This is a genomic window from Mesorhizobium sp. f-mel, from assembly GCF_053850215.1.
In genome coordinates this window covers 1-26,616 of the sequence record NZ_JBSPTO010000044.1, presented here as the reverse complement: position 1 = coordinate 26,616, position 26,616 = coordinate 1, and the positions used below count along the sequence as shown (strand labels likewise).

Annotated in this window: 25 protein-coding genes and 6 pseudogenes; 20 read left to right on the top strand and 11 right to left on the bottom strand. The window is 62.0% G+C overall.

The window, feature by feature from the left end; genetic code table 11:
• The 14 genes and pseudogenes from ACWUKX_RS29435 to ACWUKX_RS29370 all read left to right on the top strand — a co-directional run.
• Nucleotides 1–932 (top strand): cytochrome P450 (locus ACWUKX_RS29435; protein ID WP_456010178.1); only part of this gene is annotated, 932 nt, incomplete at its 5' end.
• Nucleotides 933–1,026: 94 nt separating this feature from the next.
• Nucleotides 1,027–2,319, top strand: coding sequence for a cytochrome P450 (locus ACWUKX_RS29430; protein ID WP_456010176.1), 1,293 nt, complete (start codon nucleotides 1,027–1,029; stop codon nucleotides 2,317–2,319).
• A 1-nt stretch (nucleotide 2,320) separates the two neighbouring features.
• Nucleotides 2,321–2,629, top strand: a complete 309-nt coding sequence (locus ACWUKX_RS29425) for a ferredoxin (protein WP_456010175.1) — start codon at nucleotides 2,321–2,323, stop codon at nucleotides 2,627–2,629.
• A complete protein-coding gene (locus ACWUKX_RS29420; RefSeq protein ID WP_456010181.1) occupies nucleotides 2,616–3,452 on the top strand; it encodes an SDR family oxidoreductase in 837 nt (278 codons plus the stop codon). Before ACWUKX_RS29425 ends, ACWUKX_RS29420 begins: the two co-directional genes overlap by 14 nt.
• Nucleotides 3,452–4,795: a cytochrome P450 gene (locus ACWUKX_RS29415; RefSeq protein WP_456010173.1), complete on the top strand. Its 1,344-nt coding sequence runs from the start codon at nucleotides 3,452–3,454 to the stop codon at nucleotides 4,793–4,795. The genes ACWUKX_RS29420 and ACWUKX_RS29415 overlap by 1 nt, the downstream gene beginning before the upstream one ends.
• A 139-nt stretch (nucleotides 4,796–4,934) precedes the next feature.
• Nucleotides 4,935–5,942: a polyprenyl synthetase family protein gene (locus ACWUKX_RS29410; protein ID WP_456010171.1), complete on the top strand. Its 1,008-nt coding sequence runs from the start codon at nucleotides 4,935–4,937 to the stop codon at nucleotides 5,940–5,942.
• Between the two features lie 216 nt (nucleotides 5,943–6,158).
• The gene (locus tag ACWUKX_RS29405; RefSeq protein ID WP_456010170.1) at nucleotides 6,159–7,709 is read left to right on the top strand and encodes a hypothetical protein; all 1,551 of its coding nucleotides are present in this window, start codon (nucleotides 6,159–6,161) and stop codon (nucleotides 7,707–7,709) included.
• Nucleotides 7,706–8,608, top strand: coding sequence for a terpene synthase family protein (locus ACWUKX_RS29400; protein ID WP_456010168.1), 903 nt, complete (start codon nucleotides 7,706–7,708; stop codon nucleotides 8,606–8,608). Before ACWUKX_RS29405 ends, ACWUKX_RS29400 begins: the two co-directional genes overlap by 4 nt.
• Before the next feature lie 85 nt (nucleotides 8,609–8,693).
• A complete protein-coding gene (fni, locus tag ACWUKX_RS29395; RefSeq protein WP_456010167.1) occupies nucleotides 8,694–9,743 on the top strand; it encodes a type 2 isopentenyl-diphosphate Delta-isomerase in 1,050 nt (349 codons plus the stop codon).
• 75 nt (nucleotides 9,744–9,818) lie between these two features.
• Nucleotides 9,819–10,037, top strand: a pseudogene (locus ACWUKX_RS29390) (phospholipid N-methyltransferase PmtA); the annotation flags it as partial.
• 520 nt (nucleotides 10,038–10,557) lie between these two features.
• A complete protein-coding gene (locus ACWUKX_RS29385) occupies nucleotides 10,558–10,950 on the top strand; it encodes a hypothetical protein (protein ID WP_456010165.1) in 393 nt (130 codons plus the stop codon).
• A gap of 79 nt (nucleotides 10,951–11,029) precedes the next feature.
• A complete protein-coding gene (locus ACWUKX_RS29380; protein WP_455850741.1) occupies nucleotides 11,030–11,224 on the top strand; it encodes a hypothetical protein in 195 nt (64 codons plus the stop codon).
• Nucleotides 11,225–11,780: 556 nt separating this feature from the next.
• On the top strand, nucleotides 11,781–11,951 hold the full coding sequence (locus ACWUKX_RS29375) for an antitoxin Xre/MbcA/ParS-like domain-containing protein (protein WP_455850742.1): 171 nt from the start codon (nucleotides 11,781–11,783) through the stop codon (nucleotides 11,949–11,951).
• Nucleotides 11,952–12,244: 293 nt separating this feature from the next.
• Nucleotides 12,245–12,712 (top strand): DUF1403 family protein, encoded by a 468-nt coding sequence (locus tag ACWUKX_RS29370; protein WP_456010164.1) that lies wholly within the window; start codon nucleotides 12,245–12,247, stop codon nucleotides 12,710–12,712.
• Nucleotides 12,713–12,771: 59 nt separating this feature from the next.
• Here ACWUKX_RS29370 and ACWUKX_RS29365 read toward each other — a convergent pair whose 3' ends face one another.
• The 6 genes from ACWUKX_RS29365 to ACWUKX_RS29340 form a co-directional block, all read right to left on the bottom strand.
• Nucleotides 12,772–13,467 (bottom strand): serine protease, encoded by a 696-nt coding sequence (locus ACWUKX_RS29365; protein WP_456010162.1) that lies wholly within the window; start codon nucleotides 13,465–13,467, stop codon nucleotides 12,772–12,774.
• Nucleotides 13,468–13,748: 281 nt separating this feature from the next.
• Complete coding sequence (locus ACWUKX_RS29360) at nucleotides 13,749–14,399, bottom strand: FMN-binding negative transcriptional regulator (protein WP_456010161.1); 651 nt, start codon at nucleotides 14,397–14,399, stop codon at nucleotides 13,749–13,751.
• 68 nt (nucleotides 14,400–14,467) lie between these two features.
• The gene (locus ACWUKX_RS29355; RefSeq protein ID WP_456010180.1) at nucleotides 14,468–14,611 is read right to left on the bottom strand and encodes a rubredoxin; all 144 of its coding nucleotides are present in this window, start codon (nucleotides 14,609–14,611) and stop codon (nucleotides 14,468–14,470) included.
• Nucleotides 14,612–14,834: 223 nt separating this feature from the next.
• Complete coding sequence (locus ACWUKX_RS29350) at nucleotides 14,835–15,737, bottom strand: dihydrodipicolinate synthase family protein (protein ID WP_456010160.1); 903 nt, start codon at nucleotides 15,735–15,737, stop codon at nucleotides 14,835–14,837.
• Nucleotides 15,738–15,843: 106 nt separating this feature from the next.
• The gene (locus ACWUKX_RS29345; RefSeq protein WP_456010159.1) at nucleotides 15,844–16,656 is read right to left on the bottom strand and encodes a YggS family pyridoxal phosphate-dependent enzyme; all 813 of its coding nucleotides are present in this window, start codon (nucleotides 16,654–16,656) and stop codon (nucleotides 15,844–15,846) included.
• Nucleotides 16,656–17,876: a trans-sulfuration enzyme family protein gene (locus ACWUKX_RS29340; protein WP_456010179.1), complete on the bottom strand. Its 1,221-nt coding sequence runs from the start codon at nucleotides 17,874–17,876 to the stop codon at nucleotides 16,656–16,658. The genes ACWUKX_RS29345 and ACWUKX_RS29340 overlap by 1 nt, the downstream gene beginning before the upstream one ends.
• 80 nt (nucleotides 17,877–17,956) lie before the next feature.
• Between ACWUKX_RS29340 and pdxR the strand changes: the two genes are divergently transcribed.
• From pdxR to ACWUKX_RS29325, 3 genes and pseudogenes are all read left to right on the top strand, one after another.
• Complete coding sequence (gene pdxR / locus ACWUKX_RS29335; RefSeq protein WP_456010158.1) at nucleotides 17,957–19,432, top strand: MocR-like pyridoxine biosynthesis transcription factor PdxR; 1,476 nt, start codon at nucleotides 17,957–17,959, stop codon at nucleotides 19,430–19,432.
• A 103-nt stretch (nucleotides 19,433–19,535) separates the two neighbouring features.
• Nucleotides 19,536–19,676: pseudogene (locus ACWUKX_RS29330) on the top strand (ABC transporter ATP-binding protein); the annotation flags it as partial.
• Nucleotides 19,677–19,788: 112 nt separating this feature from the next.
• A pseudogene (locus tag ACWUKX_RS29325) lies at nucleotides 19,789–19,973 on the top strand (VWA domain-containing protein); the annotation flags it as partial.
• A 49-nt stretch (nucleotides 19,974–20,022) separates the two neighbouring features.
• On the opposite strand, the gene ACWUKX_RS29320 reads toward ACWUKX_RS29325, so the two are convergent.
• The 4 genes and pseudogenes from ACWUKX_RS29320 to ACWUKX_RS29305 all read right to left on the bottom strand — a co-directional run bounded on the left by ACWUKX_RS29320 (nucleotide 20,023) and on the right by ACWUKX_RS29305 (nucleotide 22,723).
• Entirely contained in the window at nucleotides 20,023–21,246 is a 1,224-nt protein-coding gene (locus tag ACWUKX_RS29320) for a trans-sulfuration enzyme family protein (RefSeq protein ID WP_456010157.1), read from the bottom strand.
• Nucleotides 21,247–21,376: 130 nt separating this feature from the next.
• A pseudogene (locus ACWUKX_RS29315) lies at nucleotides 21,377–21,499 on the bottom strand (ABC transporter permease); the annotation flags it as partial.
• Nucleotides 21,500–21,501: 2 nt separating this feature from the next.
• Nucleotides 21,502–21,848 (bottom strand): annotated as a pseudogene (locus ACWUKX_RS29310) (ATP-binding cassette domain-containing protein); the annotation flags it as partial.
• 188 nt (nucleotides 21,849–22,036) lie between these two features.
• Entirely contained in the window at nucleotides 22,037–22,723 is a 687-nt protein-coding gene (locus tag ACWUKX_RS29305) for a B3/B4 domain-containing protein (protein WP_456010156.1), read from the bottom strand.
• A 44-nt stretch (nucleotides 22,724–22,767) separates the two neighbouring features.
• Here ACWUKX_RS29305 and ACWUKX_RS29300 point away from each other — a divergent pair, with 44 nt between their 5' ends.
• Both ACWUKX_RS29300 and ACWUKX_RS29295 read left to right on the top strand, forming a co-directional pair.
• Entirely contained in the window at nucleotides 22,768–23,391 is a 624-nt protein-coding gene (locus tag ACWUKX_RS29300) for a helix-turn-helix domain-containing protein (protein WP_456010155.1), read from the top strand.
• Nucleotides 23,392–23,495: 104 nt separating this feature from the next.
• Complete coding sequence (locus ACWUKX_RS29295; protein WP_456010154.1) at nucleotides 23,496–23,702, top strand: LysR family transcriptional regulator; 207 nt, start codon at nucleotides 23,496–23,498, stop codon at nucleotides 23,700–23,702.
• 161 nt (nucleotides 23,703–23,863) lie between these two features.
• Here the strand turns inward: ACWUKX_RS29295 and ACWUKX_RS29290 are convergent, their stop codons facing one another.
• Complete coding sequence (locus ACWUKX_RS29290; protein WP_455850752.1) at nucleotides 23,864–25,165, bottom strand: alkyl sulfatase dimerization domain-containing protein; 1,302 nt, start codon at nucleotides 25,163–25,165, stop codon at nucleotides 23,864–23,866.
• A 598-nt stretch (nucleotides 25,166–25,763) separates the two neighbouring features.
• Between ACWUKX_RS29290 and ACWUKX_RS29285 the strand changes: the two are divergent.
• Nucleotides 25,764–26,076: pseudogene (locus tag ACWUKX_RS29285) on the top strand (phasin); the annotation flags it as partial.
• Between the last annotated feature and the right edge of the window lie 540 nt (nucleotides 26,077–26,616).

The window sequence follows — 26,616 nt, the reverse complement described above, 5'->3', positions numbered from 1 at the left end:
AGCATGCCCGGTTACGCACGATCGTGGCGCCGGCCTTCAGCAACCGCAGGGTGAAGCTGCTCGCGCAGCAGGTCGAGGTGATCGCCGCGCAGTTGTTCGAGACGCTGGCGGCCCAGCCCCAGCCCGCCGACCTGCGGCGCCATCTCTCCTTTCCGCTTCCGGCCATGGTCATCAGCGCGCTGATGGGCGTGCTCTACGAGGATCACGCCTTTTTCGCCGGGCTGTCCGACGAGGTGATGACGCACCAGCATGAAAGCGGCCCGCGTAGCGCGTCGCGCCTGGCCTGGGAAGAACTGCGCGCCTACATTCGCGGCAAGATGCGGGACACGCGTCAGGATCCGGGCGACAACCTGCTGACGGATTTGCTCGCGGCGGTCGACCAGGGCAAGGCGACCGAGGAAGAGGCGATCGGCCTGGCGGCGGGCATGCTGGTGGCCGGGCACGAGAGCACCCTCGCGCAGATCGAATTCGGCCTGCTGGCCATGTTCCGCCATCCGCAACAGCGCGAACGCCTGGTCGGCGATCCATCCCTGGTGGACAAGGCGGTGGAGGAAATCATGCGCATGTACCCGCCGGGCGCGGGCTGGGACGGCATCATGCGCTATCCGAGAACCGACGTGACCATCGCAGGCGTGCATATTCCCGCGGAGAGCAAGGTGCTGGTCGGCCTGCCGGCGACGTCGTTTGATCCGCGCCATTTCGACGACCCGGAAATCTTCGACATCGCACGCGACGAAAATCCGCACCTGGCGTTCTCCCACGGGCCGCACTACTGCATCGGCATGGCGCTGGCCAGGCTGGAACTCAAGGTGGTGTTCGGTTCGATCTTCCAGCGCTTTCCCGCGCTGCGCCTGGCCGTTGCGCCCGAAGAACTGAAGTTGCGCAAGCAGATTATCACTGGCGGGTTCGAGGAGTTCCCGGTGCTCTGGTGATGCGCGGACGCCGCCGGGAATCGCGATCTTCTCCGCAATTTGCCGGCGCGCCTGGCGCGCGCCGGTCAGATCAGCCAGCCAACAGGTAACCAAGATGGACGTGCAAGAAACCACGGCAGCATGCCGGGACGCCTTCGCCGAACTGGCGTCGCCAGCGTGCATCCACGACCCGTATCCGTTCATGCGGTGGTTGCGCGAGCACGATCCGGTGCATCGCGCGGCGTCGGGCCTCTTTCTGTTGAGCCGCCACGCCGACATCTACTGGGCGCTCAAGGCTACGGGCGATGCGTTTCGGGGACCGGCGCCGGGCGAACTGGCGCGCTATTTCCCGCGTGCGGCGACCAGCCTGTCGCTTAACCTGCTGGCGTCCACGCTAGCGATGAAGGAACCACCGACGCATACACGTCTGCGCCGGCTGATCTCGCGCGATTTCACCAAGTGCCAGATCGACAACCTGCGGCCGAGCATCGCGCGCATCGTCGCAGCGCGCCTGGACGGCATGGCGCCCCCGCTGGAGCGCGGGGAGGCGGTGGACCTGCATCGGGAATTCGCGCTGGCCTTGCCTATGCTGGTCTTCGCCGAACTGTTCGGCATGCCCCAGGACGACATGTTCGGGTTCGCCGCAGGCATCGGCGCCATTCTGGAAGGCCTGAGGCCGCACGCCAGCGATCCCCAGCTCGCCGCGGCGGACGAGGTCAGCGCCACGGTGCAGGCCTACTTCGGCGACCTCGTAGAGCGCAAGCGCACCGATCCCCGCCACGACATCGTGTCGACGCTGGTCGGCGCACACGACCACGACACCGACACGCTGTCGAATGCGGAGCTGATCAGCATGCTATGGGGCATGCTGCTGGGCGGCTTCGCCACCACTGCTGCGACCATCGACCATGCGGTCCTGGCGATGCTGGCATATCCCGAACAGCGGCACTGGCTGCAGGGAGACGCCATGGGGGTGGAGGCATTCGTCGAAGAGGTCCTGCGCTGCGACGCGCCCGCCATGTTCAGCTCCATTCCGCGTATCGCCCAGCGCGACATCGAACTGAGCGGCGTGGTGATCCCGAAGAACGCGGACGTGCGCGTGCTGATCGCGGCCGGCAATCGCGACCCGGACGCCTTCGCCGATCCCGACCGCTTCGATCCCGCGCGGTTCTACGGCACCAGTCCTGGCATGTCGACCGAGGGGAAGATCATGCTGAGCTTCGGCCACGGCATCCACTTCTGCCTCGGTGCGCAACTGGCCCGGGTGCAGTTGGCCGAGAGCCTGCCGCGGATCCAGGCGCGCTTCCCCACGCTGGCATTGGCCGAGCAGCCGACCCGGGAGCCCTCCGCGTTCCTTAGGACGTTTCGCGCGCTGCCGGTGCGGCTGCATGCGCCGGCGGGGGGCTGAGATGCGCGTCGTGGTCGACCAGGATCTGTGCGGAACCACCGGGCAGTGCGTGCTGACGCTGCCGGGCACCTTTCGCCAGCGCGAACCGGACGGCGTGGCCGAAGTGTGCGTGGCGACGGTCCCGCAGGCGCTGCACGCCGCCGTGCGGCTCGCGGCCAGCCAGTGCCCGGTCGCCGCCATTCGGGTCATCGAAAGCGACGCTGGCAATGACGAGCGCGCCAGCGCCGACCCTGCGCCTTTTCCGGCGGAGGCCGAGCGGCATGCCGCGAAAGACCAACGCAATCCAGGAGGACACGATGGGACGGTTTGAAGGCAAGGTGGCCGTGGTGACCGGCGCCGGCGCCGGCATCGGCAAGGCATGCGCCATCGCCATCGCGCGCGAGGGCGGCAGAGTGGTGGTGGCCGACATTGATGGCTCGGCGGCCATCGCCTGCACCGAGCAGATCGCGGCCGAAGCGGGCCACGCGCTGGCCATGGTCATGGATATCGCCGATGCGCAGGCGGTGGCAGCGCTGTTCGAGACGGCGGAGCTGCACTTCGGTGGGGTCGACCTGCTGGTGAACAACGCGAGCGCCATGCATCTGACCCCGCGCGACCGCGCGATCCTCGACCTGGACCTGGCGGTCTGGGATCAGACCATGGCGACCAATCTGCGCGGCACGCTGCTCTGCTGCCGGCAGGCCATCCCACGGATGATCGCCCGCGGCGGTGGCGCGATCGTCAACATGTCGTCGTGCCAGGGGCTCAGCGGTGACACCGCGCAGACGTCCTACGCCGCGTCGAAGGCGGCGATGAACATGCTGTCGGCCTCGCTCGCCACCCAGTACGGTCATGCGCAGATCCGCTGCAACGCGGTTGCGCCGGGTCTCATCATGACCGAGCGTCTCCTCGCCAAGCTGGACGAGTGCATGCAACGGCATCTGCACCGGCACCAGCTCCTGCCGCGCGTCGGCCGCCCCGAGGACGTGGCCGCGCTGGTGGCGTTCCTGCTCTCCGACGATGCTGCGTTCATCACCGGCCAGGTCGTGTGCATCGACGGCGGCATGCTGGCGCATGTGCCGACGTACGCCGACGGTGGCAACAGCCGCGCCGCGCGGGCTGCCGGCGACACCCCCGAAGCGGCGCGCTGCTGATGGCCATGCTGCTCAACCCGCTGGACCGTCGGCACCGGCTGCGGTACGACATCCCGGTCGTGCCCGGCGCTTTCCCCCTGGTCGGGCATCTTCCCGCCATCGCCTGCGACCTGCCGCGCCTGCTGCGGCGCGCGGAACGGACGCTGGGCAGCCACTTCTGGCTGGATTTCGGCCCTGCCGGACACCTGATGACCTGCATGGATCCTGATGCGTTCGCACTGCTCCGGCACAAGGACGTGTCCTCGGCGCTGATCGAAGAGATCGCGCCCGAATTGCTTGGCGGAACGTTGGTCGCCCAGGACGGCGGCGCGCACCGGCAGGCGCGCGATGCGATCAAGGCGGCGTTCCTGCCCAAGGGGCTGACCCAGGCCGGCATCGGCGACCTCTTCGCGCCCGTCATCCTGGCGCGGGTGCAGGCGTGGCGCGACCGCCGCGAGGTAACCATCCTGCCTGAAACCGGCGACCTGATGCTCAAGCTCATCTTCAGCCTCATGGGAATCCCCGCGCAGGACCTGCCGGGATGGCATCGCAAGTACCGGCAACTGCTGCAGTTGGTCGTCGCGCCCCCGGTCGACCTGCCCGGACTGCCCTTGCGGCGCGGCCGCGCCGCCCGCGACTGGATCGACGCGCAGTTGCGCCTGTTCGTCCGCGACGCGCGCGCGCATGCCGCGCGCACCGGGGTGATCAACGACATGGTGAGCGCCTTCGATGGCAGTGACGATGCGCTCTGTGATGACGTCCTGGTCGCCAATATCCGCGTGCTGCTGCTTGCCGGCCACGACACCACCGCCTCGACGATGGCCTGGTTGGTGATCGAGCTGGCGCGGCGGCCTGTGCTGTGGGACGCCCTGGTCGAGGAGGCGCAACGCGTGGGCGCGGTGCCGACCCGCCACGCGGACCTGGCGCAGTGTCCGGTCGCCGAGGCGCTGTTCCGCGAGACGCTGCGCGTGCATCCGGCGATCACGCTCCTGCCGCGGCGCGCGCTGCAAGAATTGCAACTCGGCCAGCGGCGGATTCCCGTTGGCACCGACCTGTGCATCCCGCTGCTGCATTTCTCGACCTCGGCGCTGCTGCACGAGGCGCCTGATCAGTTCCGCCTGGAGCGGTGGCTGCAACGCACGGAGCCGATCCGGCCGGTGGACATGCTGCAGTTCGGTACCGGCCCACACGTTTGCATCGGCTACCACCTGGTATGGCTGGAAATGGTGCAGTTCTGCATCGCCTTGGCGCTGACCATGCACAAGGCCGGGTTGCGGCCGCGGTTGCTGAGCGGCGTCGAAAAAGGCCGGCGCTATTACCCGACCGCACATCCGTCCATGAAAATCCGCATCGGATTCTCATGATCTGGCATCGCATGCCCCGTGTGGCGAGGCAGCGGCGCCGGCGACGCGCGGCATTGCTGCACCTTGCGCGCGCTCGGTGCGACCCCGGCAACACCACCTGCTGCCACTCGCGGTGGCCGTCTCCTGTCAGGTACAAGACATGAACAACGTGCAGACCGGTTCCACGCTACACGACGACCGAACTGGCGTTTCCGCGCTCGGCAGATTGGGTGCGCAGGCGTGCGGCGCATCCGGCAGGCTGCTGCCGGAGATCTGGATGCAGGACGGCGCAAAGCGGGTCGAACAGGCGCTGGCGCGTCTTCTCGACGCCGAAGAAGACGATGAGACCGAACTGATGGCGGCGATGCGCTACGCCACCTTGCATGGCGGGAAGCGCACCCGCGCCTTGCTCTGTCTGGCTGCCGGCGCACTGGCCGACACGCCGGCGCACATGCTCGACGACGTCGGCGCCGCCATCGAGATGATGCACGCCTGTACCCTGGTCCACGACGACCTGCCCGCGATGGATGACGACGTGCTTCGCCGCGGCCTTCCAACCGTGCACGTCAAGTTCGGCGAAGCCACTGCGATCCTGGTCGGCGATGCGCTGCAGGCGCACGCTTTCCTGACCCTGGCGAGCCTGGATGCGCCGGGCGACAACCGTATCGCGCTCGTGCGCGAACTGGCGCAGGCGGTGTCCGCCGAGGGTGCCGCAGGCGGGCAGGCCATGGATTTGTCGCTGGTCGGAAAGCACGTCGAGCTGGACACGATCGTGGCGATGCACCGGATGAAGAGCGGAGCGCTAGTGCGCGCGTCCGTTCGCATGGGCGCACTATCCGCCATCGCGGAGGATGCCGCACACGCTGCGCTGTACTGTGCGCTCGATCGCTACAGCGCCTGTTTCGGGCTGGCGTTGCAGGTGGTCGACGACATTCTCGACGCGACAGCGGACACCGCGACGCTGGGCAAGACCCCCGGCAAGGACGCGGCGGCGCAGAAGCCGACCTGCGCGTCGATCATGGGGCTGCAGGCAGCGCGCCAGTTCGCGCTGGATTTGTTGCGCGACGCCGGGGAGGCCATCGTCCCGCTGGGGCCGCGTGCGGAACGGTTGGCGCAGATGCTGCAGCGGGCCAATGCGTATCTGTACAAGCACGCGCCATGCGCATGAGCGCGCCCGTACGCATGGAATTGCCCCTGTGCCGTTGCGATCGGCCGGCGGCAGCGGTGCATGCTGCGCTGTGTCCGAGTCCGCGGCGCCGATTGCTGCAGTTGGCCAGCACGGCCACGGCGCATAGCGGCGCGCTGCGCGCAACAACCCTATGCGGCGGACCGGCGTCTGCCCGATCCTGGTTCTCGTCAACCGCCTGCAGAAGGAACGTCCCGCGTGAACGCGCTATCCGAACAGATCCTTTCCGAACTGCGCCACCTGCTGAGCGAGATGAGCGACGGCGGCGGCGTCGGTCCGTCCGTCTACGACACGGCGCGAGCTCTGCAGTTCCACGGCAACGCCACCGGTCGGCAGGACGCATACGCGTGGCTCATTGCGCAGCAACAGGCCGATGGCGGATGGGGAATCGCGGACTTCCCGCTGTTCCGCCATGCGCCCACGTGGGCGGCGTTGCTGGCATTGCAGCGTGCCGATCCTCTTCCCGGCGCTGCCGATGCAGTCCAGGCTGCAACCCGATTCCTCGAGCGCCAGCCCGATCCCTACGCGCATGCGGTGCCGGAAGACGCGCCGATCGGCGCGGAGCTGATCCTGCCGCAATTGTGCGGCGAGGCCGCATCCTTGCTGGGCGGCGTGGCGTTTCCGCGCCACGCGGCGCTGTTGCCGTTGCGGCAAGCGCGCATGGTCAAGCTGGGGGCGGTGGCGACGTTGCCGAGCGGCCATCCGTTGCTACACTCCTGGGAAGCCTGGGGGACGTCGCCGACCACCGCATGCCCGGATGACGACGGCAGCATCGGCATCAGTCCGGCGGCCACCGCCGCGTGGCGTGCGCACGCCGTGACACAGGGGAGCACACCGCAGGTCGGGCGCGCCGACGCGTATCTGCAGGCGGCATCGCGGGCGACCCGCAGCGGCATCGAAGGTGTCGTTCCCGGCGTCTGGCCGATCAATGTGTTCGAGCCGTGCTGGTCGCTATACACCCTGCATCTGGCCGGGCTGTTCGCGCATCCCGCGCTCGCCGAGGCGGTGCGCGTGATCGTCGCACAGCTCGATGCCCGGCTGGGCGTGCGCGGTCTGGGCCCGGCCTTGCACTTCGCGGCCGATGCTGACGACACCGCCGTTGCGTTGGGCGTCCTGCGCCTTGCAGGCCGCGACCCGGCGGTCGATGCGTTGCGCCATTTCGAAACCGGCGAGCTGTTCGTCACCTTCCCCGGCGAGCGCAATGCCTCGGTGTCGACCAACATCCATGCCCTGCATGCGTTGCGACTGTTGGGAAAGCCCGCTGCCGGCACCAGCGCCTACGTCGAAGCCAATCGCAACCCGCACGGTCTATGGGACAACGAAAAATGGCACGTTTCGTGGCTGTATCCCACCGCGCATGCGATCGCTGCGCTTGCGCAAGGCAAGCCCCAGTGGCGCGACGAGCGCGCGCTGGCGGCACTGCTGCAGGCGCAGAGCGACGACGGCGGTTGGGGCGCCGGTCGCGCGTCCACATTCGAGGAAACCGCCTATGCGCTGTTCGCGTTGCACGTGATCGAAGGGGGCGAAGAGCCGACAGGGCGCCGGCGCATCGCGCAGGCGGTGGCGCGTGCGCTGAAGTGGATGCTCGCCCGCCATGCGGCGCATGCCTTGCCGCAGACGCCGCTGTGGATCGGCAAGGAACTGTATTGCCCCACCCGGGTCGTGCGTGTGGCCGAACTCGCCGGGTTGTGGCTGGCGCTCGGTTGGGGGCGGCGCGTCCTGGCCGAGGGAGCAGGAGCTGCGCCATGATCCAGACCGAACGCGCGCTGCAGCAGGTGCTGGAGTGGGGGCATTCCCTGACCGGGTTCGCCGACGAGCATGCCGTGGAAGCGGTCAGGGGCGGCCAGTACATCCTGCAGCGCATCCACCCGAGCCTGCGCGACACCAGCGCCCGCACCGGCCGCGATCCGCAGGACGAAACGCTGATCGTGGCGTTTTATCGCGAATTGGCGCTGCTGTTCTGGCTCGACGACTGCAACGACCGTGGCCTGATCGGCCCGGAGCAGCTCACCGCGGTGGAGCAGGCGCTGGGGAAGGGCGTGCCGTGCGCGCTCCCCGGATTCGAGGGCTGCGCTGTGCTGCGCGCTTCGCTGGCCGCGCTCGCCTACGATCGTCGCGACTATGCTCAGCTTCTCGATGATACCCGGTGTTACTGCGCGGCGCTGCGCGCCGGACACGCGAAGGCGGCAGGGGCGGAACGCTGGTCCTACGCCGAGTACCTGCACAACGGCATCGATTCGATCGCCTACGCGAACGTGCTCTGTTGCCTGTCGTTGCTGTGGGGGCTGGACATGGCGACCTTGCGCGCGCGTCCCGCGTTTCGCCAGGTCCTGCGGCTCATCTCCGCGATAGGGCGCCTGCAAAACGATCTGCATGGACGCGACAAGGACAGGTCGGACGGCGAGGCCGACAACGCGGCGGTCCTGCTGCTGCAACGCTATCCGGCCATGCCTGTGCTGGAGTTCCTCAACGACGAGCTGGCCGGCCATACTCGCATGCTGCACCAGGCGATGGCGGAAGAACGCTTTCCCGCGCCGTGGGGACCGTTGATCGAGGCCATGGCCGCCATCCGCGCGCAGTACTATCAGACCTCGACCAGCCGCTACCGCAGCGACGCTGCGGGGGGAGGCCAGCGTGCGCCGGCCTGAACGCGCGGGAGGCGGCGGCGTGCGCGCGCTGCCGTCGGTCCGATCCGACGCAACGCCGTCGCCCGATTCGACGGATGAAGCGAGCATGAGCGACACCGCCCTGAGCCGGCGCAAGGACGACCATTTGGACATCGTGCTGGATCGGCGAACGGCGCGGGCCACGGTCACCGCCGGCTGGGAGTACATCCGTTTCGAACACTGCGCATTGCCCGAGTTGGACCTGACGCAGATCGACCTGCGCGCCTCGCTGCTGGGCAAGACCATGCGCGCGCCGCTGCTGATCAGCTCCATGACCGGCGGCATGCCACGCGCCGAAGCCATCAACCGGCATCTGAGCGAGGCAGCGCAAGCCTTGGGCATCGCCATGTGCGTCGGCTCGCAGCGCGTGAGCCTGCAATCCCGCAACTCCCAGGGGCTGACGCACACCGTGCGCCGTCTGGCCCCAGACATTCCCTTGCTGGCCAATATCGGCGCCGCGCAACTGCGCGAGGCCGACGGCCTGGACCTGGCGTGCCGGGCGGTGGATGCGCTGGAGGCCGATGGGCTCATCGTCCATCTCAATCCGCTGCAGGAAGCGGTACAGCCGGAGGGCGACCGCGACTGGCGCGGCATCCTGGCGCAGATCGCTCGCGCCGCGCGCAGTGTGGGCGTGCCGATCGTGGCCAAGGAAGTGGGGTCGGCCCTGTCCGCCTCGGTGGCCTGTGCGCTCGTCGAGGCGGGCGTGGCGGTGATCGATGTCGCCGGCGCTGGCGGCACCAGTTGGGCCGCGGTGGAGGGCGAGCGCGCCCGCGATGTCGCCGACCGTGCAGTGGCGATGGCGTTCGCCGATTGGGGGATTCCGACCCCGGCCAGCGTGAAGGCGGTACGTCGGGCGCTGCCAACGGTGAAGCTGATCGCCTCGGGCGGGATCCGCGACGGCGTCGACGTGGCCAAGGCCATCCGCCTGGGTGCGGACATCGCGGGGCAGGCGGCCGGCGTGCTGCGCGCGGCGACGGTGTCCACCGAGGCGGTCGTCGCGCATTTCGAGATCGTCATCCGCCAGTTGGCCGTTGCCTGCTTCTGCACCGGCTCGGCCGATCTGGCGGCGTTGCGTCAGGCGCGCTTGTTGCCCTCGGCGCATCTGCCCGCCGGTTGATGCCGGCGTCGCCCGCCCGTGGCGGCGGGCGCCTAGTTAAAATGACCCGGACAAATAGCTCCGTAGCAGGGAGAAAGCGCAGTGCCGATGTTGAGCTTTCCGATGGAGCAGCGCAGTGCCCTGTTCGAGGATTTGCTAGCCCGCATTCCTGCTGGGAGCCCTGTGATTCAAATTACCTGCGGACCTTTGTTACCAGTGATCAAGATGCCGGACCGCTATGTCGTGTCGCACTATGATTTCGTCGTCCGCAACATCCCGCCCGCACAGCTCTGGACCTACCGACGGGCAGCGTGAGCGCCCCTGATCGGAGGATGAGAAGCTGGGAATCGTCGGAGGAGCTATTCGGTTCCGCCGCAGGCATCCGCCGACGTCACCTTGATCAATTACGAGGGCAGGGAGTCCCGGGAGCGATCGTACCGAGTTGAGCCTGTCTCGAAGCGTCTTCCGATGATGCGGCGCCATTATGCAGCGATCTCAACGCAACTGAAATGCCCACCTCATCAGACCGTCAAAAACAGTCCCGCTCCAGAACTGCCGGGGGCTGGGCAGGAAAAATCAATTCGGCATAACCATTGACCCGCTTCTTAAGGGAGGCGCTCCGCAGGAGCATTGCCTGAAACCACCCTGCCGCTCGTCCCGAAGGTCCGCCGCAATTTGCTGATCGCACTCACAGTGGGCAGGCCTATGACAATTTGCAGCTGCTTGTCACGGTTGCGGTGGCCATGAGAGCTCTCGCGAGGCCAGCCCATCTTTGATGCTGTGAACAACTTGTTGGCCTGATTGCGCTGGCTGCGGCTTCGCGCACAGTTTGCGCATGGCGGCAGACGTTGGCCTCGATGCTCTCTTGTTCGAAATGGCGGCCGCAAGCGTTCGGCTGCTGCCCCTGAGCTTTGGCGACAAGGCAACCAGGCTAGCCCACCAGACGTCGGGGCGGTTTCTTTTTGAGGTCCGGGTCGATGGTGATCCTCAATTTCAGCGAACTGCGGCCATCCGCTATGCGACCGGCACAACCGGAATCCTCGCCTTGAGCAAGGACGGGCTGGCGGTCGTGTCCTTCACGGCCAATGGAGAACTCGCCAGCTTAATCGATCCATTGGAAAGCTGGGATCGTCTCCCGCTACGCCAACAGGCGCGCAATGACATCCACGGGCACATCGACCTGCTCCTCGCCGCGCTTCGAAACGCGGGCTGCACGCCATACCGCTAGACTTTGAATTAAAGGCCCTTGTGGATATTTCCGTTTCGTTTTGTCGGCGCATGGCACGGCTCCCTTGGGGAGCGCCACGATGGAGGCATCATTGACAACAGATTTCGCGGCTGCCTGGTTGCATCTTGATCGAGCCTATCATTATCTCAGCGGCGACGATGACACGAGCCGCAAATCCCGTGCGGCCCTGGATTTGTTGCTCGAGGCCATTGCAACGGCACAATATTCGCGCCCACGTGGCAAGGTGGTGCAGTTCCCCCGGCAAGGCCGTTAGTTTACCTACTTCTTCACCACGTTGTTCCGCACCGGCTGGCAGGAGGCTGGGTTTCCCTGACCTATCCCCCTGACAACGCCAGCGACTCCAGACTGGACTGCGCATCTACTCGCTGTATCGCGGTCTGCACCGCGCCAGCACCGGACCAGTCGGCGAGGCATTCCGCCACCCTGCAGCAGAACGGCAATGATATGCTGAGGGCCACGGCGAGGCGCCGCCCTCAGCTACGGCGGGTAACGACGTCATTGAAACCGCCCAGGGCAAAATTCGCTTGGGGTGCTGCCGCCTCATGGTCGTGGGCGACTTTCGGACCTGCAATTTGCGGAGGCGAGGGATCGGTAACTGTCTGCGGTGCGACAGCCGGTCGGAAATGGTGGGCGCCCCCGATCTGTGCATAGCCCTGCGAACAGAGCTCTCAATTGAGCCTGTGGCCTCCGGTCAAAATGATCTGGATCCCATGCGCGACTACTGGGGCTTCCCGTGCTGGGCATTCCGGAAAGTCCGATTCGCCGGCCCGCCTATCTGAAGGACTGAAATTTCACATTCCTCGCTCGAGTTGCATGGATGGCATAGGGGAGGCGAGGTCATCGCGCTCCGCAAAGGCGGCCGCAAGCACGCCTTGCCGGTTGCTCAGTGCGTCGAAGGCAGGACCGGCCCGGGGAACACCGGAGCTGTGAGTTGGCGCATTGTTCGGAATAGCGCGGAGAAAGTTCTATTACAAAAGTAACATTTCGGGCGTTTGAGCCATTTCCTAGCGTGCGGGACCGATGGGAGTGTCGTATTGATCCGCGATATGAGCGGTTATTGAAAGATATACAATTTCATATTCATGCAACAAGACCTTGTAGTGATGGAAATGTCGCCTTACCGGCATAAAATGCTGGCGACAGGCTCGGCGCTTGCGGCCTAAGTTCATTAGCAAAAGCGTCGTGGGTCATCGTGTCGGGCATGATTCTTCGCCCGAAAGCGCCCGCACCCCGCGCGGCAAGCTGCCCGGCACCACCCCGGCCGCCGGTCGTGGTGCCGGGCTGGCTGCGCTGGGCCGTTCCCGACGCGCAAAGCCTTGTTGGAAAAAGTTTTGAGGACGTCGCGTCGCCGCCGGCGCCGCCATCGGCAGTCTCGATGCGCTGGTTGCGCCGGCAAGAGCGCTGGGCCGGCGCCTGGCGGCAGCGGCTGGCGCTCGCTGCAGCCGCTCAGGCGGCGCGGGAGGCTGCGCGCGTCGAAGATAAATCAATACTTCGCGACGCCGTGCTGCTGACCCGCCCCAGCGATTTTTTGCCCCCGAGACCAACAAATCCCGGTCCCGCCGGGCTATTGCTCCTCGCCTGGCGGCGTCTGGCGGCCGAGCCTGCGGAGCGGTTGTTGGAGAAGGAATCGCTGGCCGAGTTGCTGGACGATTTTGGCCTGGCGCAAGACGACGCGGGGCGAGCGATCTGGCCGACTCGCTTCGACACCTGGCCAATACCGAAGGCACGGTCGGGATGCTGACCGGCAGCTAGACGCGGCAACGTGAACTTTCCATCCTGCATGCATCCCGACTCGCCGCCTCAGTCACCGAATTTTGACATCACATTCATGATCCACTCGCGCTCAGACGACACGCGCGTATACACACCGTACTTCAGGGCCCGTCCGCAACCCTTCCCACTGGATACAATTCCAACCAAGATGGCGTTCTCTGGGTTATTGCCTTTGGTCAGAGGACCTCCACTGTCCCCTTGGCAAGCATCGGTCCCGCCGCTGGCGCTTCCGGCGCACATCATCCCAGCAAGGATCGCCCCATTATATGACTCCCGAGCATTGCACGTTTTGTTGTCAACGTACGGGACGGTGCCCTTTCGGAGCTGGTTTGATTGTGATTCTTTGCGTTCTTGCGTGTTTCCCCAACCCGTCACAGTAAGGTTCTCGCCAATAGCAATTTGCGTACTGGCGGTAGCAAGGGGGATGACTGCTGCGGGTTGCGTACTGTCCACCCGCACCAGGGCCACGTCATGTTCACATGTCTTCGGGTTATAGTCTTCGTGAACAACAAAATTCGTTGCCTCGATCGAAACGCCACCATCGTAATTGTCAGAGCCTACCTTGATCTTGACCTTTACGTCGTCTGTTTCATCCGCCAAACAGTGCGCCGCTGTGACGATCCAATTCTCTGCGATCACCGATCCACCGCACTGGAAACGCCCGTTAACATGGAGTGCGACCTGCCAAGGATGCTGTCCGATCTTGGTCCGCTCGCCACCCACGATTTTCTCCCTAAAAGAATTCGTAGTCTCCAGCGGTGACCCGTACGTTAGATCTCGAGCATGGGCGTGTTGTCCCCCAACAAGCATAACGAGCGCGCACAGGGTAGGACGGGTGATTGGTCGCATCAATTTTCCTCTTACTATTTGGCTTTACATATGTACGGCCGAGTGCCGTTGGGGCAGGTTGAAATACTACATACGCCCTCCTGCTTGCCATCCCGGCGCTTAGGCCAGGAGCAGCACAACTGACGCCGGATCTACTGTCGCGCATGCACAAGCGACTATATTTGAGTGCCTTCAGCTTTGGCGGCTGCAGCTACGAGCATGGCGTCACCCATCACAGCCTCGCCTCGGGCTTTCAACGTTTCGCCGGCATTGCGAATGTCGCGTTCCTCTTTGTTCTGACTGAGCTTGGATTTGCCGACGAGCCTGGTGATCTCAATCTCGATGCCGACGATTGCCTTGAGCAAAGTGTCGATGAACTCTTTCGGACTGTCAGTCATCTTCCAGGGCACGGTCTGCTCGGCCTCCTGAGTCCTGGTCAGCCGGGCAACCATCACCCGGACATAGCGTTCCTCGTCGTGGATGGTGGCACGCCCATAGGCGTGCGCGACGCGGTAATTCCACGTCGGAACCTGTTTGTGGAAATCGTGCTTGCTGGGATACCAGTTGGGCGAGATGTAGGCGTGTGCTTCACGGAAGATGACCAACACTTCGTCGCCGGTTGCAAGGTCCTGCCAGATCGGATTGGCTCGTGCCACGTGGGAGTGCAACACTCCAAGATGCCCTTGCTCCTTACTCAGTTCGAAAGGAATGTGGTTGGCGTCGAGTCCGTTCTTGCCGTTTGTAATAAGACTACCAAACGGGTTTTTCTCGATGAGACTATGCAGCACCTCGGTGCTCGACTCGGCGAAATGTGGCGGGACGTACATGGTGTTCCTTTGGCGATAAAATCGGCGCAGAAGAAGTTCCCCTTGCTTAAGCGAGAGGCAGTTCCTATTCAGATCTCGACCATGTCGAAATCGCTCTTGCCTGTTCCGCAATCCGGGCAGATCCAGTCATCGACAACCTCTTCCCAGCGGGTGCCAGGTGGGATGCCTTCCTCCGGCCTACCGTCGCGTTCGTCGTAAATGAAACAGCACAGCCTGCAGAGCCAGGTCTTGTACGCAAGCCTTCGGCGGCGCCTGCAGTGGAAACGTCAATAGGTTCATTCATGGCACGTCTTGGACCCGACATGGTTCAGCAAGGCTCGCTTTGGAAGCATCTTGCATAATCCCTGGACCATACAGAAGGGCCAGTTTGATGAAATCCATGCAGTCCAGTCCCCCGGCCGTATCTTCATTGAGGCTCATGAGCGCTCCGCGGAGCTACCCTGTGACTTCACCAGGGAGGCATTTGAGCGTCTCCGCTATTTGATGTCTTGCTGCGTCGGGCAGGGGCAAGATCGGGCGCGGTGGCTCTGCCCGGCAGATCCCGATCATGTCGGCGAGGGCGTAAACCACCCGCAAGCTGGAGAATTGCCTGAACAGACTCCAAAGCGGCGCGAGCATGGCATCGAGCCGGCGCGCTTCGTCGGCGTTGCCTTGCCGGGCTGCCATTACGATCTGTTGGCACGGTCTGGGAAACAGGCCGCCCAGCACACTGTGCCAGGTATCAGCTCCGGCGATCATGGCTTCGGTCGCGTGCCAGTCTCCACTATAGCCGATGGAAAAGCTCACCGGGACGATGGCACGCTGTTCCGCTAAATGGCGCGTCGTCTCATCGCGATCGCCGGCTGGGTTCTTGATGCCGACGATACCAGGTACTGCTGCAAGCCGACCGACAAGCTCTGGAGTAAACCGAAAATGGGTCGTGCCAGGATTGTCGTAGATTAAAATCGGCAGGCCACTTTCGAGCGCCACAGTGGAGAAATGTCCAAATACTTCGTCATCGGTTAGGCTGGTATAGGATACCGCCGCCAGCAATCCAGCTGCCGCGCCGATCGCTTTCGCGTCCTGCGCCAACGTCACCGCATCGTCTGTCCGCAGCGCGCCTATCCCGACCACTATAGGCGTGCGCGCGCCAGCTTCGCCCACCGCAGTTTCCAGGGCACGGCGGCGCTCTTGCCGTGTTAAATACATGTATGTGCCGGTGCTACCCAGGAGCCCGATGGAATCGACACGCGCCGCGACCAGACGTGTCACCAGCTTCTGCAGGCCAATCTCATCGACAATGCCGTTGCTGGAACTCGGGGTGATCGGAAAGGCGGAAAGGCCGCGTGGAATCGTCACTCTGGCGTACTCCCCTGGTTCGATGCGACAAACGGCAAACCCGTAGGCCGCATTCGGTCGGTAAGCTTGTTTGCGGGCACGACTCGTTCCTAGATTGAATCCAGCATCAGTCGGTTCCTGTCAGGTCAGGCCAATAAGAACCATCGGGCGTCGGCCGCCTACCGAAAATCGCCTGTCCCACGCGTATTATGCTGGCCCCCTCCTCAATTGCATCCTCGAAGTCTCCTGACATGCCCATGGAAAGCTCAATCAGCGCTGGATTACGCCGCACGGCTTTGTCCCGAAGGCGACGCAGAAGCTGGAAGCACGGCCGTACCTTGTCCATGTCACTGCTAAAGAGCGCCAAGGTCATCAGGCCGCGGGGTCTGAGGCGCGGGAACTGATCGAGCGTGCCGACGAAAGACAGTAATGCGTCGGGGTCGAGGCCGAATTTGCTCTTCTCGCTGGACGTGTTCACCTGGATATAGACGTCGAGAAAGCGCCCCTCGCGTTCGAGCTGCTTGTTGAGGAGGTCGGCCAATCGTAAGCTATCGAGCGCATGGAACTCACGGGCAAACCGAGTGAGATACTTGACCTTGTTGGTCTGCATATGCCCGACGATACTCCAGTTGATCTCAAGATCGGTGAGCTTCTCGCGTTTGGCCCAGGCCTCCTGGATCCTGTTCTCTCCGAAGGTTCGAATGCCAGCCTCAAAGGCGAAGCGCAGAATATGGGCTGGCACAGTTTTGGTGATCGCTAGTAGCCGAATGGAAGCGCTGTCGCGCCCGGCGCGCTTGCAGGCAAGGGCAATACGCTCTTCCACCGCGGCGAGATTGGCCTGGAATCTGGCAACCGGATCACGTCCGAATCGATCGGCGTCCTCGGCCGAGAGTTGTGGAGCAGGGCGTTGGGCAACCACATCCTGGGCTTGGCCTGCCATTACAAGACAGCCAGGGCTTGCTGCAGATCAGCTACGAGATCTTTCGGCTCTTCCAGGCCCACGGAAAGTCGGATCAGATCTTCGCCGACACCCTCCGCAAGATGGCCGTTCTGACGGGCGCGGGTTAGGCTGGCCGGATGGCAGATGAGCGAGTGGGCGTCTCCAAGGCTGACAGCACGAGCGACGAGCCGCAGCCGGTTCATCATCATGCGGGCGCCCTCGTAGCTCGCGCGCAGCCCGAATGCCAACATACCGGAACCGTTCGACATCTGCCTCTTGGCCACCGCGTGCCCGGGATGGGAGTCCAGGAACGGGTAGCTCACCCAGGCCACGGCCGGATGCTCTTCAAGCATACGCGCAATTGTGAGCGCGGTCGTGCTGTGCCTCTCCATGCGAAGTGTCAGAGTCTTCAAGCCTCGCAAGATCAGGAACGAGGCGAGCGGCGACAGTGTCGCACCAGTGATGTATCGCAGGCCGGTCTCATGCAATTTGTGGAGGGTCTCGGCATCGCCGAGCAGTGCCCCACCCAATGCATCGCCGTGGGCGTTGATGTACTTGGTAAGCGAGTGGAGCACGATATCCGCACCATGCTCGATCGGCCGCTGCAGCGCTGGCGAGGCGAAGGTGCTGTCGACAGCGACTTTGATGCCCCGCGCATGGGCGCGTGCTGAAATTGCAGCGATGTCAAGGATGGCGCTTAGCGGATTAACCGGCGTCTCGAAATAGACAAGACGGGTGCGGTCGGTAATTGCTGCATCGAGGTTGGCGGGTTCCGACAGATCGACAGGAACTACTTTTACGCCGAAGCGCGGCAATGCTTCCTCGACCATGGCTATGGTGTTCACGTAGAGCGTTTTATGGACGATCAGTTCGTCCCCTTGCGAGAGCAGAGAAAGCATGAGCGCGCCGACGGCCGCCATCCCGGTGGCTACCGCCAAGCCGGATTCGGCGCCTTCGAGACTGGCGAGCCGCTGCTCAAGTATTTCGGTGGTCGGATTGTGCTCACGTGCGTATAGCTTGCCACCCAGTGCCGCCGCGGCGTCGTTTGCCTCGACACTGGGGAAGCTATAGGTTGAGGTTAAGAAGACCGGCGACTGGAGCGCGTTTGAAAAGCCTGTCGGATCGTAGCCGTGGTGAATTGCGCGTGTTGCGAAGCCCAGGTCTGCCTCGCCATGACCGATCTGGTTTGTCGGATGATCGAGTTCTTCGTTGCTTCTGATCACGAGCTATTTCCTCTTGGCCTTCGCTGTAAATAGCTGCAAGCTGGATACCTAAACACGTCCAGTTGCGGAGATTTTTAATGGTCCAGTTGTCCGAAGCGTCAAAGAAAAGTCGCGCTGGTGGAATGGGCGCCAGGCAGATCTATGAGGCGCTGAAGGACCAGATCGTCAAAGGTGTCTATGGCAAGAATGGCTTGCTCCCGTCGTCGCGGGGTCTTGCTGCCGAACTTAGCGTCTCCCGAACGACGGTAACGGCTGCCTACGAACAATTGGCAGCTGAAGGGTTTGTGGACCTGCGCCAGGGGGTGCGCCCCCGCGCCATGCCAGCGTCCATAGATCAGCTTGGCACCAAACGACCCCAGGAGCATCATCCAAGCGGGCATTTGTCCAGTTACGGAGAACGACTAAAGGCTATTCCTCCGAGGCCCAAAGTGCTTCAGCGGAATCTTCTGGCGGATTTCCGTTACGGCGACCTGGCTCCCTCGGATTTTCCAGTTCTCGCCTGGAAGCGAGCTGTCGTCGCTGCCGCAACGCAACGGCGGGACCGGCTTGCATACGACGATCCAAGAGGCTCGCCCAAGCTGCGGGCAGCGCTGCAGGGATACCTTTGGCGGGCGAGAACCCTACGGTGCAACCTCGAGCAGATCATAATCGTCAACGGCTCGCAGCAAGGCCTCGACCTTTGTGCAAGGCTCCTGTTGGACGCAGGCGACCGGTTCGTCATCGAGAATCCGTGCTATGCCATGGCAAGGAACATCTTCTCCGCGACAGGTGCCAAGCCCATGTCGATCGAAGTCGACAAGGACGGGATGAATACGAATCTGTTGACGGGTAGGGAAGCCCGGCTCGCCTACGTTACGCCCTCTCATCAATTCCCGTTGGGGGGCGTCATGCCAATCGGACGTCGCCATCAGCTGCTCGCATGGGCACGGCGAACTAACGCCTATGTCATCGAGGACGACTACGACAGTGAATATCGCTACGATATCAGTCCTGTGCCGCCGCTTCACGGGCTGGAGGACAGCGGCAACGTCATCTATGTCGGTACGGTCTCCAAAACGCTCTCACCAACGCTGCGTATCGGGTACCTGGTCGTGCCCCCCCAGCTTCAGGACGTATTTGCAACCGCCAAGCAACTCGTCGACCGGCATACTCCGCTTGCCGGCCAGGAGGCGCTCGCTGCAATGCTGGAAAGCGGCACCTATGAAAGCCACGTGCGCAAGATTCGTCGCCGAAACAATGAACGGCGAGAAACCCTTCTAAACGCACTTCACTATAAATTTGGCGATCGCATTAGCGTATCGGGTGAGAATGCGGGGCTACACATTGTCGCTTGGCTCCGGGAACTGCCCCGGTCGGCGACGGACAAGCTGATCGAGAAAGCATGGAAGACTGGCATTGGCGTCTACTCGGTGATGCCACTCTTCGATCCTCTCGTTTCCGAGGGCTCGCCGGACCATGTTGGCTTGGTGATGGGCTACGCAGCTTTGGACGTGCGCCAAATAGAGCGCGGTGTCCATTTGCTGAGTCAGGCCGTCGATCGGCTACGCAGGTGATCAACCTTTGCTGTCAATCCTCTGCGAAGGGAGCCGGATTTCGGCGACGCTGGAAAACCTCTTGCTGGTCCCCGAAGGGCAGTTCGGCGATCGTATCCTGTCCGTGATATTGCCAGCCAATAGGGTACGCAAAGAGGAAGCCCAGAACATCGAAACTGCCCGAAGAGTTTTGCAAATGATCGGGCTTAGTGAAAAGGAGAACCATCCCGCCGCCCTTCTTTCCGGCGGCCAGAAGAAGCTTCTCGAGCTTGCGCGCTGCCTGATGGCAAATCCCAAGCTGTTGCTGCTCGACGAGCCGACCGCACGGGTCAATCCGACGTTGATCCGCCAGCTCATGGACGTTCTGCGACGCGTTCAAGCGCGAGTTCAGGAACTTCGACGACGCGGTCGAGCTCGGCACCTGCAACATCAAGGTGGCGCTGAAGCGGCTGCGCCGGCTGGGTGCGCGGTGCGCGAAGGCGCCGAGGAAGAATTCGACTTGGCCGGCACCATCCATGCCACCGCCGAGCATGGCTATCTCGATGCGAGAACCCGGCCCGAGCCCGCGCAGGGGTAATCGCCGCCCTCGGCGATTACCGTGGATTCCGATTTTATATCGGCTCCGAGGAACAGCCGAAGGTTTGATCGAGAGCGTATCTGATGTCCGCAATCAGGTCCTCGGGGTCTTCGAGGCCGATGGAAAGACGCAGGTGCCCGTACTTCTGGAAGTTGGGCGGATAGCGATCGGAGCCGCCGCGGCCGCTGCCGCCCACGTGCACGATCAGACTTTCGTCGTGACCGAGTGAGACGGCGGAGGTGATCACCTTCAGATTGGACACAAAGCGGTTCTGGGTATCGGGATCACCCTCGACCGCGAACGCCATCACCGCGCCATAGCCCTTGCCGGCGAACTGCTTTTTCGCCAGCTCGTGCTGATCATGGGCTTCGAGGCCGGGATAGGTGACATAGGCCATGCGCTTGTCGGTGGCGAGGTATTGCGCGACGAGCTCTGCGGTCGAGAACTGCTGCCTGAGCCGAAGCGGCAAGGTGACCGAGCCGCGCATGATCAGCCAGGCATTGAAGGGAGAGATCGTTCCTCCCAGATCGACCAGGGCATCTGTCTTGACGTGACGGATGAGCTCCTTCGAGCCGATGAGGACGCCGCCCATCGCATCGCCATGGCCATTGATGTACTTGGTCAAGGAATGGATGACGAGGTCCGCTCCTAGGGCAAGCGGCCGGAAGAAAGGCGGAGGGGTGAAGGTCGAGTCCACGCTCAACAAGGCGCCGGCTTGTCTGGCGATCGAGGCCAGCGTCGCGATGTCGGCAACCTTCGTAGTCGGGTTTGCGATCGTCTCGGTATGGATCAACCTGGTGTTCGGCCGCACGGCGGCTCTCACCGCCTCCATGTCTCCCATGTCGACGAAAGTCGCTTCGATCTGGTAGCGCTGCGGCAGAAGTTCCGCAAACAGGCGCCACACGGCTTCGTAAGTGACATCGCCGACGATCACATGGTCGCCGGTCTTCAGGAAGGTGAAGAACACGGCATGCAGCGCCGCCACGCCGGTCGCAAAAACGGCGGCTTCTTCGCCGCCTTCGAGTGCTGCAAGTTTTCGCTGCAGGCAGATCTGGTTGTGGCCGGAATTGCGCGTATAGGAGGGCGTTTCGGTGTCGGACCAATCCATTGTGGAGGGATCGTAAGGAAGCACATAGGAATTGGCCATGACGATCGGTGTGCGAATGGCACCGGACGTCGTGTCGATCTCGTTGCCGCCGTGGACCGAAAGTGTATTGAAGGAAAGCGTCGACAGCTTGTGCTTGTCTGGTCTGGACATAAATTAACCTCTTGTTTGCTTGAGTGTTCACACACTGTGTCGCCGCTGAACAGGCACGGCGTTTTCCATTTTCTTGAAAACTTGAGTGATTGCGAAGGTCAGGCCAACGTAAAAGACAGTTACGAGGAGGAGCGGCTTCCGCGACAAGGCCATTGACCTCGATCGGGCCTAGATCCGCGGCGGCGAGGATCCGGTTCAGGCCATCGGTTCCCGCATAGTACAGCGCCACTATGAGAATAAGCTCCGGTACCGCCCATTTTGAAGAATTGTCATATGGGCGCCAGAGGTTGAAGCTCTGGGAGACCATTCCAAGGCCGCTTCTGAGCCTCTCAATCTGCCGCCAATTTGCGGGGGCATTTCCCGTCCCGCCCGATACAGAACGTCACCTCTTCCCCGTTTATCTGGAACGTCCCGCGGTCCGGAATTTCGAGAAAATTGATGCAGCGCAGGAAGGTGCTTTTTCCCGAGCCCGATGAACCAATGATTGAAACAACGTCGCCTTTTTCCGCGGCGAGCGAAATGCCCTTCAGCACCTCGTGGTCCCCAAAACTCTTATGAGCATCCTTCACGAGCAGGGCGGGCGTGGATGTCTCGGTGCGCATCATGACCTCATTTGACTGTCGGCGGTTGCCTGCGCCGTTGCAGGCAAAGCTCCGCCATTGCCGCGTTTCCGCGGGTGGAAAAAGTTTTCGCGACTGATCAGCCGAAGGAACTGCGCGCGAACAGCCGCTCATGCAGCATTGCAGCGCCGCTCAGTGCGTGATTTTCTTGGTGTTTCGTCGGCCGCTGATTATTGGCCGGCCGCGACCTTGTGTTTGTAGATTTCACATCCTGGCGCTAGTTGTCTTAGACCGCCAACCAGCATGTTGCCCGCCTCATCGAGCTTCTCCTCCGGCATCGTTGCCAAGCTTTCCAATATGAACCACATTTGGCCGCCAACAGTGTCTAGCCGGGTACGTGTACCTTGTCGCCAATTCCATCGACGACATGTCACGCCTAGATCATCCCGCCAAATCACCTCGCCCTTGGCAGGATGTTCAACAATTGCCTCCCCGTTCATGACCGTATCGAAGGCCTCAGTTCCGTCGGCAATCGACAATCTTGGCTTGCTCACATAGGCATCGAAGTTTTCGCCTCCGACTGGAATGGCAAAGCGCAGGCTTACGGCGTTATAGAGGTCGACCACGGGATTGATCGATGGGATACGGCCGTCCTTCTCCACCCGCTTTCTCAAAGCTTGAGCAGAACATGGCGTTCGATTTGGTTTCGCGCCGAACCGGCTATAGGCTTCGGCCCAACTGGCCATATGTGCGTTTGCCCACTCCGGCCCTCCGGAGGATACGAAGTCGCATGCACCCAGAAGAATCTCGGGGTCGATTGTTCCCTTCTCGGCGCCGCTGGCATCGACAAAGACGCTGATTGCCCGGAAGTCAGAAGCAACATCCGCGATCTCTTTATCAATTACCGGAAAACCCATGTCCCTCTGGCTCTCATTGACCATTTTGGTCTACAATATCGACCATGGATAACAAAGTCAATATATCGACCGAATCGGGTGCTGATGTCGAACGCGTTAGCGCGACGGTCTCCCAAAACCTCAGGAGTTTCAGGCGGCAAAGCGCCCTGACGCTGGATGAGCTCTCAAGAAGATCCGGCGTAAGCAAAGGAATGCTGGTCGAGATCGAGAAGGGCACCGCCAATCCGAGTATAGCCATTCTCTGCAGAACCGCTGCGGCTCTTGGAGTGTCAGTCGCTGACTTCGTGAATGTGGCGCCGACTGTGCCGGCCCGGATCGTCCAGCCGCATGATGCCTCCACATTGTGGCGGGGCCCCAAGGGAGGAAGCGCCACGCTGCTTGTGGGAACTCAAGGACCCGACATGATCGAGCTTTGGAGATGGACAATGTTTCCGGGCGAAACATTTGAATCGCCTGGGCACTCTCCCGGCACGCTGGAACTCATCAACGTAGAGACCGGTGAACTCACACTCAAGCTGGCCGACACGGACCTTGTGATCCAACCCGGTTCGTCGGTGTTGGCGCGAACGGAGGACAGGCACGCTTATCTCAATTGCGGGACCGAGGGGCTTCGCTTCATCATGGCAGTGGCAGAACTGCAACGAACGCGGCTGCGAGTTGAACTCTGAAACGTCAGCTTGTCAGTCGGCCGCATGTGAGCAGTGCTGAAAAAAATGCCGCTTGTACCGGGATGAGATCGCAAATGTCTTGGATGTGGTAACGAAGACGAAGGATGGAGAATCTGCGCAGCCTGCCGCTTCCAACCCTTAGAACGTTCAAAGCTGCCGCACGACATCAAAGCCTCACCAAGGCAGCGAATGAACTGCACCTGACCGACAGCGCATCAGATTCGACGGTTGGAAGAGGCTCTGGCTTGCGCGCTTTTTGTCAAAGCCGGGCGTGGTCTGATCCTGAGCGATGCAAGAAGAATCTTCGCTAAGGCTGTTTCCGGGGCACTGCAAGACATCTCGATCACCGCAATGCGGCTATCGGATTTGGACGATGGGGGAGGGCGGCTGGATATTGCTTGCCCACGGATGTTCGGGAACACATGGCTTGCCGACAGAGTGGCTGCGACCCAAAGACCACTTTAGAAGGTGCTTAATTCCGGTGCTTCATCAGGAACTGCGCCGAGGTGAGATAGTAATTGCGGGCCGTAGCGTTTACCTGGCGTTCGCCTAGTTCGGTGAGCGCCTTGCCCTTGATCTCCTTGGCGGCGACATTGTCCGCGTCGAGTGCCACGACGTAGTCAGCCAGCTCCGCTCCCCATTGAAACTCCTTCATCTCGAGCGCTTCTTTTGCCCTAGCAAGCATCTTCCCTGGTCCTCCGGCCATCTCGACCATCTTGCGGGCGCGCTCCGCGGGCGGCAGAGGTGAAATATTCGTCGCGTTTCCGTCAAACCAACCAACGCGGTCGGCGTAGATGCCACGGACGGTCCATGCGACGCAGCCATAGTATTCCTGCAGGTACGGACTGTTTGCGAGTTCAGGGGATAGCTTGACCTCTTGGACAAGTTCATCAGGCGTTTTGCCCTGCTTGATACCGGAAAGCGTCTGCTCAAATACGGTCTTGATGCCATCCCGATAGTCTGTCAAGGCCTTGCGAACCTCGTCCCTGCCCACAATCGGCCGCATATGGCCCTGCACCATGTAGGTTGCGTTCAGCGCGAGCATCTTTTCCAGGCTGCTGATCCATGTTTCGGGCGGCCTCAGTTTAAGGCCGCGGAGCGGGGAGAGGTTCGGGTAAGACTTCAAGACGACGTCACCCGGGATAAGAACACTCTTATCAGCGAGCCACACAGCAGTGTTCTCAGGAGCTTCACCTGGGGTATGGATGAGTTGCATTCGGACGCCTGCCACCTCGACCGTTTCGCTCTCGCCGCTGAATGTGCACGTCGGCGGCAGAAAGCCTTCCCGTGTGTGCGGTGTCACCCGGCCATATTCAAGCTGCGTCCCTGCATTGATGAAGAGGTGGTCGGGCAGCGTCGTGCCGAAAACGTCTCCGCCGTCGCGCGGACCCCTTCCGAACTCTGCTGCTTCTATCAGCGACTGGTGGCTGTAAATCTGGGGACTTTCCTCTCCGGCAAACACCTTCGCGCCGCCTGAGTGGTCCGGGTGGTTGTGGGTGTAGAGGATCGCCCGGACCGGGCGCGTCAGGCGGTCGCCGAACACGTCGACAATTGCCCTCGCGTCCACTAGGTTTGCCGACGTGTCGACGATGATCGAACCGCCGTCACCCTGGACCAATGTGACATTGCTCGCCGAGTACCCGACAGCGGCAAAGACGCCATCGGTGATTTCGATGACCTCCTTCCGAAACTCAGCCGAACTTTTGCGCAATTGTTCGCGCCCTGCAAACTCACCCGCGAATGCAGACGACAGACCAAAATTTGATGCGACCATTATCGCTTGCTCCCTGACCCTGACATGATGCCTCAGTATTGGTGAGTACACACTTCTGCGACGGTCGAATTTGAGCCGGGGGCATGCAAATTCCACAGAATCCACGTCCAACCACGCTATTGACGTCGAGAACAGCGTTTTTTTATGTTGACTTGATCGCGACACGGAAGACTACCACCTGAACAAGAACGGCCTCTCTCGTTTTGTCGGTCTCGTGTTGATTGCCGCTGAGAACTGACCCTCCACTCCAGTTGCCGGGTCAGTTCTCAGCGGCAATCAACACCGTTCAGGATTGGATTGATAAGGGTCGTATCACTTATAGGACTGATTCCGTGATCTCGAGGTCGAGCCTGTGGGATCCAATTGGGTCTCAGTCAAGGTCCGCTTAACGACCGACTCCAAAAGATGAACTTTCTCTACCGCGCGGGGGCAGCGGATTCTGACTAGAACAATTCAAACGTGGACAGAGTGGACGTTCGAAGCTCCGATCTGATTCTTTGGATCGCAGGTATTTTGGAGCGCATATACAGCTGTCACGTATGGGCTCAGTATGCTGGGCGCGGGGGAAGAAAACATCTTCAGGCAGGAGGCTAAGGAAATGTCCAAGACCACCACCGACAAGTCCAGCGAAAACGCCGAAACGATCGAATTTCGGTAATCGACCCTGGCAAGGCCACCGATCGGTCTCGCGACGTTGCCCAAAAGAACGTCGAGCAGTCGAAAGAAGCTCTTGCCAGTTAAAATCCGGTGGTGACGACGCTCATAAGGCCCTCGAGTCAACCGCCGAACCCGCGAAATCGGTCAGCAACGAGCTGTCGCTGAAGACGATCGCCGCACTGCGCGCCAATGCCGAAGCCACCTTCTCGCACCTTGAGGCCTTGGTCGGTGCAAACTCGCCTTCAGAAGTTTTGGCTTGGGCATAAGCGGGGCGATCTGCTCCCATTCGTCGTCCGTCAAATCGGATGAGTAAACCATTTCAAGTCATGCGGTTTCTCCGCTTCCTTCACAGGAAAGGCGCACCAAGAACGGGGCACACCTCAATACAAGCGTCGGCAGCCTTCAACATTCGTTCGCTCGGATTGAATCCTGGGAGCATTTGCCCCAGGATCATAGCATTAAGGAACAGCGAGCCACCTAGACGCGGATGGGTCGTGTGCCCTATCGCCAAACTAAAATTTGAAGGGCGACCACCATAGCGGAATGCAATATTGCGTGCATTCGAAACGCCAGAGATACCATGCTTCTTTTTTCCTTCCGCGCTCATATTTGCTTTGCTTTCTATTTATTCTGTCGTCAAAATTGTGCATAAATTACTGCGCCACCGTAACCGATGACGTATGCTTCCGGCTCATTGTCTTCATGTTGCGACCCAAGGCTGTTGCCCACGGTTGCGCGACTTTTGTGGTCTTGTTTCCCTCTTAGAGGGGGTACACGGGTTCAAGGGAGGAGCG

What these genes read in the sequence shown, in the direction of transcription:
- ACWUKX_RS29305 (WP_456010156.1), bottom strand. Translation starts at nt 22,723, where the DNA reads ATGGGTTTTCCGGTAATTGATAAAGAGATCGCGGATGTTGCTTCTGAC.
- ACWUKX_RS29295 (WP_456010154.1), top strand. Translation starts at nt 23,496, where the DNA reads ATGGAGAATCTGCGCAGCCTGCCGCTTCCAACCCTTAGAACGTTCAAA.
- ACWUKX_RS29320 (WP_456010157.1), bottom strand. Translation starts at nt 21,246, where the DNA reads ATGTCCAGACCAGACAAGCACAAGCTGTCGACGCTTTCCTTCAATACA.
- ACWUKX_RS29360 (WP_456010161.1), bottom strand. Translation starts at nt 14,399, where the DNA reads ATGTACGTCCCGCCACATTTCGCCGAGTCGAGCACCGAGGTGCTGCAT.
- ACWUKX_RS29290 (WP_455850752.1), bottom strand. Translation starts at nt 25,165, where the DNA reads ATGGTCGCATCAAATTTTGGTCTGTCGTCTGCATTCGCGGGTGAGTTT.
- fni (WP_456010167.1), top strand. Translation starts at nt 8,694, where the DNA reads ATGAGCGACACCGCCCTGAGCCGGCGCAAGGACGACCATTTGGACATC.
- ACWUKX_RS29380 (WP_455850741.1), top strand. Translation starts at nt 11,030, where the DNA reads ATGGAGGCATCATTGACAACAGATTTCGCGGCTGCCTGGTTGCATCTT.
- pdxR (WP_456010158.1), top strand. Translation starts at nt 17,957, where the DNA reads ATGGTCCAGTTGTCCGAAGCGTCAAAGAAAAGTCGCGCTGGTGGAATG.
- ACWUKX_RS29430 (WP_456010176.1), top strand. Translation starts at nt 1,027, where the DNA reads ATGGACGTGCAAGAAACCACGGCAGCATGCCGGGACGCCTTCGCCGAA.
- ACWUKX_RS29425 (WP_456010175.1), top strand. Translation starts at nt 2,321, where the DNA reads ATGCGCGTCGTGGTCGACCAGGATCTGTGCGGAACCACCGGGCAGTGC.
- ACWUKX_RS29345 (WP_456010159.1), bottom strand. Translation starts at nt 16,656, where the DNA reads ATGGCAGGCCAAGCCCAGGATGTGGTTGCCCAACGCCCTGCTCCACAA.
- ACWUKX_RS29410 (WP_456010171.1), top strand. Translation starts at nt 4,935, where the DNA reads ATGAACAACGTGCAGACCGGTTCCACGCTACACGACGACCGAACTGGC.
- ACWUKX_RS29420 (WP_456010181.1), top strand. Translation starts at nt 2,616, where the DNA reads ATGGGACGGTTTGAAGGCAAGGTGGCCGTGGTGACCGGCGCCGGCGCC.
- ACWUKX_RS29300 (WP_456010155.1), top strand. Translation starts at nt 22,768, where the DNA reads ATGGATAACAAAGTCAATATATCGACCGAATCGGGTGCTGATGTCGAA.
- ACWUKX_RS29415 (WP_456010173.1), top strand. Translation starts at nt 3,452, where the DNA reads ATGGCCATGCTGCTCAACCCGCTGGACCGTCGGCACCGGCTGCGGTAC.
- ACWUKX_RS29385 (WP_456010165.1), top strand. Translation starts at nt 10,558, where the DNA reads ATGGCGGCAGACGTTGGCCTCGATGCTCTCTTGTTCGAAATGGCGGCC.
- ACWUKX_RS29400 (WP_456010168.1), top strand. Translation starts at nt 7,706, where the DNA reads ATGATCCAGACCGAACGCGCGCTGCAGCAGGTGCTGGAGTGGGGGCAT.